Source organism: Legionella sainthelensi, from assembly GCF_900637685.1.
Lineage (GTDB): Bacteria > Pseudomonadota > Gammaproteobacteria > Legionellales > Legionellaceae > Legionella > Legionella sainthelensi.
Map to the genome: position 1 here is coordinate 767,619 of NZ_LR134388.1, position 11,064 is coordinate 778,682.

Genomic DNA, 11,064 nt, shown 5'->3' on the forward strand with positions numbered 1-11,064 from the left:
ATTGATAAGGACAATTGGCTGCCTCACTTTGAGTTTCATTCTAAGTTCTTGTATTACACATACTCAAAAGCCTGTCCTGGTGGTTCCCGAGCAGTGGGCTGCTAAGGGTGCTCATTATAAGAACTCCAATGAAAACCTACCTTGTTTTGCATGGTGGAAACAATTTAACGATCCAAATTTAAATTCATTTATTGATAGAGGTTTAATTTATAATAATGATATTAATGCCGCTGTTGCCCATATCGAGGCAGCCCAAGGTGAGTTAAGGCGTGTACAGTTGAACTGGATTCCTGATGTTACTGGTAATGCGGGTTACTCTTCATTTCCCTATCTTGGTTTTCCAGGCGTTTTGCTCACTGTAGTGCCCACTTATACTCTGAATATTTTTAAACAGATTAAAGAACAACAAAAAGCCAAATATGAATTAAAAGTGACAAAAGCAATGTATCATAGTGTGCGCTTAGCAGTGATTAGTCAGATTGTGAGTAATTACTTTAATTATTTGAGCCAGATAGAGCGATTAACGCTGCTGCATGGATTGGAACATGACCTTTCTAAACTAATTACGATTGCCCAGACTATGTATCAGGGCGGTTTATATGCTCGAACAGAAATAGATCTCGCTAAAACCGAGCTTTCTTTAATCCAAGCGAAAGAACGAGTAGTACAACAAAATATTGTGATTAGTGAAAATGCGTTGCATTATTTATTAGATGAAAATCCAGATAAGATTTTCGTGCATCGTCGTTTCAAGGATTTAAATGGTCAAAAAATGATTATTGGCGCGCTTCCAATAAATATTATTGAAAATCGACCTGACATGGAGCAAGCGAAACAGGAGTTATTTGCCGCTAATGCCGGGATTGGTATTGCTTTTGCACATTTATTACCAGCAATTAACTTAGCAATGGCTCGAGGGGAAATTGCCAAAGTTGAAAATGGCGGACAATTAGGCCAGGCAATTCATTTTAACCAAGCCATTGTTGAAGTTCCATTTTTAAGGGCATCGACCTATGGACAATTAGTGAAAGCTAAAGGATTGGACAAAGCTTCATATTATCGATACAGCGATACTTTGCGTAAAGTGCTTAGGGATGTCACTAATGATTTGTCAGCCCATGAATTGTATACTCAACGTCTAAATGATGTGCTCAAAGCAGAACGAGAGCTCAGCAAGGCTTATCGTTTAAACCAGACATTGTATCAAAGAGGAATTATCAGTCATCTGAGTTTGATCAAAGAAAAAGTGAGGCTGGACGAACTTGCGATTGAAGTCAATCAACATAAGCTGGAGCAATTAATTACTGTGGTTAATTTGTATCAAAATTTAGCAGCTGGATATAATTATGTTCCTAGCCCTTTTGCAAAAAATTAGGGTCTGTTGACAATTAGGGGCCTACATATCCAGTTTTGTAAGAAGAGGGCAGAATGAATTGTCAACAAACCTACTTTTTATAGTTAGTTTTAAGTTATTCTAAATTGTCCACTTCCTGCATTTCATATACAGACATTAGAGAGAAATGAGGTTATTACTTTAATGATCAAAACAGGAATTGTAGGCTATGGATAAATGTCAACAGCTTTTAATGAAAATTATTTAAAATTTAAGTACTTATTAACTTAATGATCTTATAGACACAGATGAAGGTATTGTGCAAAATTAAGAGTTCTACCCTTAGCAAAGGATGCTATAATCATGGGATGTTTATATTCACAATCACGACTATCTGTAATTGCCATTCTAGTATCACAATCTATTTTGAGCCCTACATCTTTCGCTGCTGGCTTTCAAATTAATGAGACTAGCCCTAGCTTACAAGGTGATGCAACTGCCGGTGCAGCAGCAGCAAATAATGATGTCTCAGCAATGTTTATTAATCCAGCGACATTATCAACTTTAACAGGAACTCAAGGCTACCTAGGGGCAAGCGAGCTTTTTCCGCATGCTAAAATGACTGATGCACACGCGAGACATACTGTTAATATTCCAGGAATTCCCCCTAGTAGCATTACTGCGACAGTTAAAGGGAACCATCGCCAAGGAAGTGTTTCACCTTCTGCATTTGTTCCGGATGGATATTTTGGTTGGCGAATTAATAATAAATTTGTTGCTGGATTGGCTTTAATTGCCCCTTACGGTTTGAAAACAGCTTATGACTACGATTCTGTAGTGCGTTTTGCTGCTGTTTATAGTTCGGTTAAAACTATAGATATTAATCCCGCACTTTCTTATGCAATTAATGATAAATTGGCTATAGGCGGTGGTTTTCAAGCTCAATGGATGCAGGCAACTTTTTCCAATTTTAACGGAGCTTATACTGGAGTTGCTCCTATTGATGCTCTAATTGCAGCAAATTTTCCAACCCATCTCAGAGGAGAAGGTTGGGGTTATGGCTATAATTTAGGAATTCTCTATAAACCGTTTGTCAACACACGCCTTGGTATAGGTTATCGCTCTCAAATTGCAGAGACACTAAAAGGTCATGGTCAACAATATGTTTTACCAGGTGAGACAGTTCCAGCCCCATCACCAAATTTTTTGTTTAATGCACAAACTCGAGTTAACACAGCTGTTAAAACACCGCAAATTTTAACATTAAGCGCGGCACATGATATCGCTAATTGGACACTCAAAGCTTCAGCACAAATCAATTTCTGGGATGTTTTCAACCAAATTAGTATAAATATGCCAGATGCTTTTGCCACCAACAGCACGATTCAAACTCGCTGGAGAAATGCATGGTTTGGTGCATTAGGTGCAGAGTATCATTGGACTCCTGTATGGACCTTCCGTGGTGGTATTGCTTATGATGAGACCCCAACCACTAGCTTTAGAGATCCACGTATTCCGGATTCTGATCGTTATTGGGTAAATATTGGTGCAAGTTATACAGTTAATAAACACATATCGATTGATGCTGCTTATGCACATATCTTCCTCCAAGATCAAACGGTCAATGTCACTCAGGCAAGTGGAAGTAGTGCAACGAGCACTGCCCCATTAGAAGTAAATCAGGTATCAGCGAACTACAGCGGTTCAGTTGATATTGTGGCACTGGCTGCCCGATACAAATTTAACTAATTCAAGGAGGCGGTCGCATGTTAAAAAAAGTAATGAAGCACATACAGAGGAATATTTCTCGCTCAGCCAGATTAGCTGTTGTATGTTTGAGTTTAGTCAATTCGGCACACGCAATACCTTTTGATAGGATTAGCCAAGTTTATTTTTTTGGTGATAGTTTAAGCGATAGTGGTTATAACGATTATTTTCCAACTCCTCCAGGTAAAGCACCTACATTTACTACTTATGAAGGTTATACTTGGTCACAATACGTGGCACGAGATATCAAAGGTTTTGCATTAACTTCACCTACTCAATATCCAATTACTTACCCTAATCTTCCTAACGATGAGGTAACAAATAATACTACTCCACCTATTCAGTCACAATGTCCAAGTCCTGCTTGCCCTGTTTCGGGCATGCTCAAAGGTATTGATTATGCTGCTGGTGGTAGTTCTACTAATTCGATAGGATTTGGTTTGAAATGGGCTCCTTCCTTGCATGCTCAAGTCAATCAGTTTTTGACAACGCATCCTACTATAGATCCCAACGCCATGATTTTCATTTGGTCGGGTGCAAACGATCTTCTTACCGTGTTTAGTACCTCATCAACATCACCAATATTTCAACTTCTGCTCTTGGAAACCGCAAATGCGGCAGCAAAAAATATAGCTGAAGAAATAGCTTTACTTAGCAAACATGGAGCGAAGAGGGTAGTCGTTTTGAGTTTGCCTAATATTGGTTATACGCCGTTCATAAATGATCTGGTAACTGTTGGATTGGCTCCTCCTTCACTTCCAGGTGATATGAAGACTGCAACATTTACCTTCAACTCCATGCTCAATCAAGAATTAGGTAGAGTTAAAGCCAAATATGGTACTAAAATTCTATATGTAGATGTTTACGATCTCCTGGATAATGTTATTCTTGCAACTAAAGCAGGAAAGCCTTATGTAATAGGGGGTGAGTCATTTTACTTTACTAACTATAATTCCCCTGTATGTGGTTATGTCGTTCCACTTACACCAGGTGTGTTGCCTTCTTATGTACCTGCAATAGTATGTACCATGGGCTCAAATGGGTATGTTTTCGCTGATGAACTTCATCCAACTGACATGGCACATCGTTTATTATCTATTGCGGTAGAACAACAAATACGTCGTTGGATATAGCTTGTTTTGAGTTGACGCTAAGTGAGATGAACCCTAAAAGAGGTTTTTAACTAAAGCATCTTTTAGGGATTTATCAATGTATCAGTTAAAAGCCACCACATGCTTGCGAAGGCCTAATTATTAGAAAAAAGATGCTGCTAGATTTAAAAAGATAACTTGTTTTGGGATAGTTTTTGCTCGTAATAAGGTTCATTTTCAAAAACATTTTGTTTAAAAGGACTTAGTTTCTCAACAAAAAAGCCTATTATATTTTTTCCAATCCAATTTTCGCTCCCGTCAAAACGCTGCAATTTTGTTGTTTTTTGACCAGTGCAGAGTAGAATTTTCTCAATATAGCGAAAACAATCGTTTTCTCCTGCTTTCATTTTGGTTAATACATAGTTATAAGTACATGGCTGTGTTTCTTGAAGTTGCTGATGAAACGCCATCATTTCTATAATTTTTGCACCTGTGACTTTTCGTTCTTCATGTTGAGTAAGTCGCCGCGATATCACATTAGACTCACCTAATGAAAACTCGATAAGTTCAGGTTTATTCTGATTGGGCAATGAAAGAATAATGCAAGCATGATGCCCTAGATAACCTTCAAGATTTTCGCTGACAAATTGTGCACTCAATGTTGCTATTTGAAACGTTTGTATTTCCCTTAAAAATTTTTTGTAGGATTCTTTATTATTATCAAAACAATCTTTTAATAATCTCGTTTTTACTAGTATTTTATAATAGGCAAAAGGTTTTACTTTTTGTTCATGCATATCGAGTAAACACTCTTCGAGCCTATCAATGCAAAATTTTAATTGTCTTGTAAGTTCATTTTTAAATATTTTTTTGGGTGCTCTGAAACCAATAGCTGCGCCAAAAGCAAAACCAGTGATCGCTCCATCTTTCAAATAACTCAAGGGGTTGTTTAAATCCCAAATGCTTCTTATTAATCCAGCAATTGATCCTACAAGCCCGCCTAGAACTCCAGTAAAGATAGATAGTAATGTGGCGCCGAGGTTAATTATGGCATAGCCCACGACAACAGCCTTTGTATTCGTCTTAGAAAATTCACGGAGTTTTTGATAGGATTGATTAATTTCAATAAGCAACTTGTGAGGTAGAGTAGCATTTTCTGGCCGTAAAAATCGAATTAATTTGATACTTAAATGGGTTAGCTCCTTTAAAAAATCATGGTATTGGTGTGCATCGGCTTTTTTAATAGAATTAAGGGCTAATAATAGATAATACTTCACTTCACTAATAGGTATTTTAGCGATTTCGTCAAGACACTGTTGCAATTCTTGAGTATTAAAAGGACGTGGCATAGCTGGTTTATCTCTGAACGTTATAATAACTATCAGGGTCGAATGAATTGTTAACAAACCCTAATTTTTTGATAAAACAATAAGATATTAATTAACACGAATAGTTTAGCAAGGATAAATTACAGAGTACACCATAGGCGATATTTCTACATAATAAAAAGGAGGGCATCCATTCCCTGTGTTTTTAAATTGAAAAATAGTTACTCTTTTCCACTTGTTCGTGTTGATTACTAGGAATATTTTGGAGAATCTTCTGAATTGATGATTGATTGTAACGACGTTGAGGATTGGTTTTTTCAAATACTCTGTCACTAAAAAATGCAGCATGATAACTTGGAATATTTGAGTCTCCGTAGTCGAACACAATTTCTTGAGTACCATATACTGCCTGAAACTGGGCAGCAATATAGGCTTCTAATATACGAGTTTGTTCCTCATTTAAATCATTTCGCTCAAATCTTCCTGAGACAAGATATACTTGCAAATAACCTTTTCGTTGGCAAATATATCCTGCATAAAATACAGAGCCGTCATAATCGCCTTCGGGTAATGTTAATGAGGGATGACCATAACGATCGTTCCAATTTAAAAATGAATGAAGGGACTTACTAAAACTGTTCTTAAATCCCGTATATCCGTATTCCTTTTCATAAGCATTTTTTACACCTGTGGCCAAAATAAAGTCGCTGCGCAAGGCCCAGATACGCTTTTCTTGTGGCTTTAAAGGAGAATGAATGCTTGTAATATCTTGATAGCCTGGATTGATACTTCCTTCGCCACAATAGCTGTATTTGGGTTTCACCGGAGGGATGTTGCATTTAATATAGTTTTGAGCATGTTCAAAGCATGAGTCACGATGTGCTATTTTAACTGCTTCGCTAATTGCTGAGGATTGATAGATTCTAGAACTTTTACTTTTAGGAAACGGTTTATTTTTAAAAAATAATGCTGAATCAATGTTATCTTGTTCTGGAGTTGTATCATAAAATATTATTTTTTGGAGTCCATATGCTTTTTGAAGTTTTAATGATAGATAAGACTCAATGACATGAATTTGTTCTTTTGTTAGCGGAAAAATGCTCTCTTCAGCTCGATGACAACGATTGTATCTTCCGGAGGATAAGAAAACCTGCAAATATCCCCTCCGTTGACAAATAAATCCAGCATAAAGCACCGTCCCATCGTAATTATTATCGGCTACAGCAAGGGAAGGGTGGCCATATCGATCCTTCCAATTTAAGTATGAATATTGTGATTTTTTAAACGTTTCTTTTAATCCATGATAACCATGTTGCTGTTCTGAGTTTTTAACTCCAGTCGCTAGAATAAAATCACTACGTAATGCAAATATACGTTTTTCATTAGGTTTAAGAGGGGCATCAACTTCCTCGATACGTTGAAAAGCTGGATTCACTCCCGATTCTTCAGAATAAGTATATTTTGGCAGAACGCCTTTAATATGGCGTTGGATGTAAGATTTCAATACAAACTCTACATTAAAAATTTTTGATAAAATGTCGGTTACGCTAGAACTCATAACAATCACCTCATATAGTCCCCAATAAGTCCATTTTGTTTTTATAGATGGAAATCTGGGTTAAATTCAGCAGCAAAAATTATTAAAATTAGTGCGACTAAAAATTGAATTTGAGCGCTTTATGTTTGAAGATTTCTGAACCAGAGTCACGAACCTGGACACTGGTGTTGGTGAAGATTAATTTGTTAGCGCTTTTTTCAAATAACTCCGCCCAACCTCGACAACAGTGTCCAGGCAGCGCATTATCATTTGTTGAACGCTTATGTGTTGCATACTAAAAAACATCAATATGTAATAAAAAATTCATTATGTCATTTGATTGAACATTGTGTCAATTGCTTTTTGTTTTAACTAAAAATGACCTAACTGATTGTTAGAAATCACATATTTCCTCTGTCGCTTGCATAGATAAAACCAATTAATGGGATAACTTTAATCCTGCTTGATTTTTTTTAACCATCAGTTGATAAAACCAGGTGTTGTGGGTAAAGCACAACACCTAGACAGTTTGAGCCAATTGCAACAGGTTCTGATCTCAGATTTGGCACAGAACTTCTTGCTGAGCTCCAGTAAGGGAATGTTTGGTATAACTCTCTTGAGGTGCAAATAAGCTTCTTGATTGAGCATTTATTGCATCAAGTTTTTGCGCTGCAGCTAAATTTGTTTTAGGTTGTGAACGATAGCCCAATGCATTTAAAACTTTTGAAGTAGTATTTTCAGAGGGCTCCAGATCCATGACTCCATTTTTACTGTTTGATGTAGCGGACACAATTTCCTGTTGTTTAAAACGATATAAATTGGCTAATACAATTGTGGATTCAAGCACCACTAATGCAACACCAATCGCAGGATTAAGTGTAAAACCTAAAGCAACAAATAGTCCAGCTGCCACTAAAGTGATTGTTGAATTATAAGCTAAACTCACAAATAAGTTTTGATAAATATTATCTTTGGTTTTCTGAGCGACATCAAAAGCAGTGGCAATAGGAAATAACAATCCTTGTTGGATGACTATTCCAGCATGTTGTTGCGTGATAGTATCTCCAATATCCGATCTTACAGCGATACCTATATTTGAGTAGGCAATCGCGGTAAGATCATTGGCTGCATCGCCCACCATTGCTACTTTATAGCCTTTACTTTTTAATTTTTGGATATAGCTGGTTTTAGATATTTCACCAGGTTTCGTGATGGCGCCCACTGTATTTGCACAAATATTCGCTTTAGAAACACCTAATAATGATGCGTATCGCTCTGCGGTTGCTCTATCGGCTCCTGTGCAAATATGTACTGTTTTACCAAGACGTTTCAGGTGATTTACTGTTGCAATAGCATCATCACGCAAAGGGTCGGTAAGTGCTATTTGTCCTATTACTTTTTCGCCACGCACAATATAAACGGAGCCATTTTCAGGGTTATCATAAGGCTTGGTTATTTGTGTAATTCCATTTGCTAAAAGCATGTCTTTATTACCGACCATATAGGTTTCGCCATTGATCATGCCTTTTATGCCTGAATGATGGCTTTTGTCAATGGAACTGATGTCTAAATATTCATTGGATACAACGGGTTGGGTGTGTAGGTATGATTTAATGATTTTTGCTACGGGATGATCCGATTGACTTTCTAATAACGCAATATGACGTAGGAATTTTTTATCGTCAATCCGCAGTGTATCTACTACCACCTCACCTTTAGTTAGGGTGCCATTTAAATCAAAAACAATGGTATCTATATCAGCGGCAGCTTGTAATGCTTTTCCGTTTTTAAATTGAATTCCTTGTTCGGAAGCCTTTTTCATTCCGATTTTAACTGCCATGGGGGTAATTAAACTTAAAGCACAAGGACAGGCGCTTACAAGAACCGATACAAGACAATGAATGGCCAGCGCAGGAGTAAACAATGTACTTATGACAATACCTGAAATAGCTGCTACTGCGAGCAATCCGGGAATGAAATATTTTAAAACTCGCTCCGCAAACAATTCAATAGGGGCTTTTTCATTATTTGCTTGATTAATATTTTTTGCGATCAATGAGAGATAAGAGTTTTGATATGTTTTTGTAACACGCATTTGCAGTGAAGGAATATGATCGGCTAAACGCATGCCTGCTTTTACTATATCGCCTGGTTGAAATTCTTTAAGTTGGGGTGAGCCATCGATACGTGTAGTATAAAGTAGTGCTTTTTCAGTTAATACGCCATCAACAGGAATAACTTGTCCTTGTTTTACTATTATGATGTCATTAGGTATTAGCTTTTTGACGGAAATCTCCTTATCCGGATTGCCTTTTAATAAAACTAATGGAGCAATACAATCACGCACATCTAAATTTTTATTAATTTCATCTACTAAAGTATGTTCAATCCCCTCGGCTAAATGCCAGAACGCTAAAACAAGAGGTGCTGCTTCAAACATCATCGGCAAGCTAGGGACAAACAGACTGATAATGGACACAGCAACAATGGTCAAAGTACTTATTGTATATAAAGCCGATGTATCCCATTTTTTTTCCCGTAATGCCTCCCATGCGGATTGGTAAACAGTACGTCCCAAATATAATGTCATTAAAGTGGTCAGCCCCGTTATGACATAATAGGCAGTCATAGGAATATTAAAACTTGCAATAGACAGAGCGAGTAAGCCTATTCCCCAAAGCAGACCTAAGGCTGCTTTAAACCAATGGTTCTCATGACCATGCACATGGTCATGTGTATGGCCATGGGAGTGAGCATGATTATGATCGGGGGAATGATTTTGGCATTGATCAGGACAATGTCCATGAGCATGGTGATGCGAGTGATTGTGTTTGGATTTTTTTTTGCGTTTCTTAATAGGGACAGGGTGTTCGGTGCTCGATGTATGTTGAGGCACTTCGCATACTATCTCTTCTTCATCTGCAAGTGCTTCTTTTTCTATTGTCTCGCCTACAGCGATATTTTCTGTCAATAATAGCTGGGTTACTTTAGTTTGTAGGGCAAGAGCATCTTTGGATTTGCATAATAAACTGATGCTTTTATTTTGACTGTCCAAATCGATTGCCATTCGGACTAAACCCAACTCCTTGGTTTCATTCAAAATGTGTTCAATTTTTTCTTTGGTTTTCATCGGATCGAGTAGTTGAACATCATCTGAAAAGTACAATCGATAATTATAATACATGGTTTTTTACCCCCAAAAATCCAAAAGGAAAGTGGCTCAAAAATTTTCAAATTGCACACCAATGCCATTAAAGTGTTACATTATAACGATTCATTGCTAAAGAACAAGGATAATTAAGTAATTTTTATACATAAGTGAAGGGGAAAGGATTAAGAATTTTATGCGGCAAAATAATTAGTCCTTCGGGGATGGATTCTTTTTTCGTGAAATGAAGACTGTGATACACTATTTCACTTAAACATAAAAACCTAAAAGTTGATTTGATGAAGCATAATTTGTTGGACAAAGCCTATAAGCATTGCGTGAACCATGGTTATCGATTTACGGAGCCAAGGGAGCGTGTCCTCAAAATCTTAATCGCAGAAAGAGTGCCTTTAAGTGCTTATGAGATATTACAAAAATTATCTATGGAAGTTGAGAACCCCAAACCCCCTACGGTTTATCGTGCAATTCAATTTTGGCACCAAGAAGGATTTATTCATTGTATTGACAGTCTTAAATCTTATGTCGCTTGTTTGCATGGACATCATGTGGGGCAAGCACAATTTCTTATATGCAATCAATGTGATTTTGTCAAAGAGTTAGAATGCATTATAGATTTTACACCCGTAAAAGAATCAGCTGACTCCATTGAATTTTCAATTATAAATTGTACGGTAGAAATCAAAGGATTGTGCGCACACTGCAATCGAAGTCATCTAGAAGGTTAGAGATCTTTAAGCAATTATTTAATTTTAAACGATACAAAAATTATTTCTTATCATATAAGATAGATCAATAAAATTATTTAAATACCACAAGTTAGCCTCAGCTTCCTAGTTTAA

Annotated in this window: 7 protein-coding genes; 4 read left to right on the forward strand and 3 right to left on the reverse strand. The window is 36.9% G+C overall.

Going from position 1 to position 11,064, the window contains the following annotated elements:
• The first annotated feature begins 1 nt into the window (after position 1).
• The 3 genes from EL220_RS03440 to EL220_RS03450 all read left to right on the forward strand — a co-directional run bounded on the left by EL220_RS03440 (position 2) and on the right by EL220_RS03450 (position 4,233).
• Complete coding sequence (locus EL220_RS03440) at positions 2–1,375, forward strand: TolC family protein (protein WP_027271473.1); 1,374 nt, start codon at positions 2–4, stop codon at positions 1,373–1,375.
• A 321-nt stretch (positions 1,376–1,696) separates the two neighbouring features.
• A complete protein-coding gene (locus EL220_RS03445) occupies positions 1,697–3,082 on the forward strand; it encodes an OmpP1/FadL family transporter (protein ID WP_035906182.1) in 1,386 nt (461 codons plus the stop codon).
• Positions 3,083–3,099: 17 nt separating this feature from the next.
• Positions 3,100–4,233 carry an SGNH/GDSL hydrolase family protein gene (locus tag EL220_RS03450; RefSeq protein WP_027271475.1) on the forward strand — a complete coding sequence of 378 codons (1,134 nt, stop codon included), beginning with the start codon at positions 3,100–3,102 and terminating at the stop codon, positions 4,231–4,233.
• A gap of 143 nt (positions 4,234–4,376) precedes the next feature.
• Here EL220_RS03450 and EL220_RS03455 read toward each other — a convergent pair whose 3' ends face one another.
• The 3 genes from EL220_RS03455 to EL220_RS03465 all read right to left on the reverse strand — a co-directional run bounded on the left by EL220_RS03455 (position 4,377) and on the right by EL220_RS03465 (position 10,240).
• Complete coding sequence (locus tag EL220_RS03455) at positions 4,377–5,540, reverse strand: hypothetical protein (protein ID WP_027271476.1); 1,164 nt, start codon at positions 5,538–5,540, stop codon at positions 4,377–4,379.
• Positions 5,541–5,724: 184 nt separating this feature from the next.
• On the reverse strand, positions 5,725–7,077 hold the full coding sequence (locus EL220_RS03460; protein ID WP_027271477.1) for a hypothetical protein: 1,353 nt from the start codon (positions 7,075–7,077) through the stop codon (positions 5,725–5,727).
• Between the two features lie 535 nt (positions 7,078–7,612).
• Positions 7,613–10,240, reverse strand: a complete 2,628-nt coding sequence (locus tag EL220_RS03465) for a heavy metal translocating P-type ATPase (RefSeq protein WP_027271478.1) — start codon at positions 10,238–10,240, stop codon at positions 7,613–7,615.
• Positions 10,241–10,503: 263 nt separating this feature from the next.
• Here EL220_RS03465 and EL220_RS03470 point away from each other — a divergent pair, with 263 nt between their 5' ends.
• Positions 10,504–10,950 (forward strand): Fur family transcriptional regulator, encoded by a 447-nt coding sequence (locus tag EL220_RS03470; RefSeq protein ID WP_027271479.1) that lies wholly within the window; start codon positions 10,504–10,506, stop codon positions 10,948–10,950.
• Positions 10,951–11,064 lie beyond the last annotated feature (114 nt).

Excerpts from the sequence above, each read along its gene's own strand:
- EL220_RS03445 (WP_035906182.1), top strand. The coding sequence starts at position 1,697 with ATGGGATGTTTATATTCACAATCACGACTATCTGTAATTGCCATTCTA.
- EL220_RS03450 (WP_027271475.1), top strand. The coding sequence starts at position 3,100 with ATGTTAAAAAAAGTAATGAAGCACATACAGAGGAATATTTCTCGCTCA.
- EL220_RS03455 (WP_027271476.1), bottom strand. The coding sequence starts at position 5,540 with ATGCCACGTCCTTTTAATACTCAAGAATTGCAACAGTGTCTTGACGAA.
- EL220_RS03460 (WP_027271477.1), bottom strand. The coding sequence starts at position 7,077 with ATGAGTTCTAGCGTAACCGACATTTTATCAAAAATTTTTAATGTAGAG.
- EL220_RS03465 (WP_027271478.1), bottom strand. The coding sequence starts at position 10,240 with ATGTATTATAATTATCGATTGTACTTTTCAGATGATGTTCAACTACTC.
- EL220_RS03470 (WP_027271479.1), top strand. The coding sequence starts at position 10,504 with ATGAAGCATAATTTGTTGGACAAAGCCTATAAGCATTGCGTGAACCAT.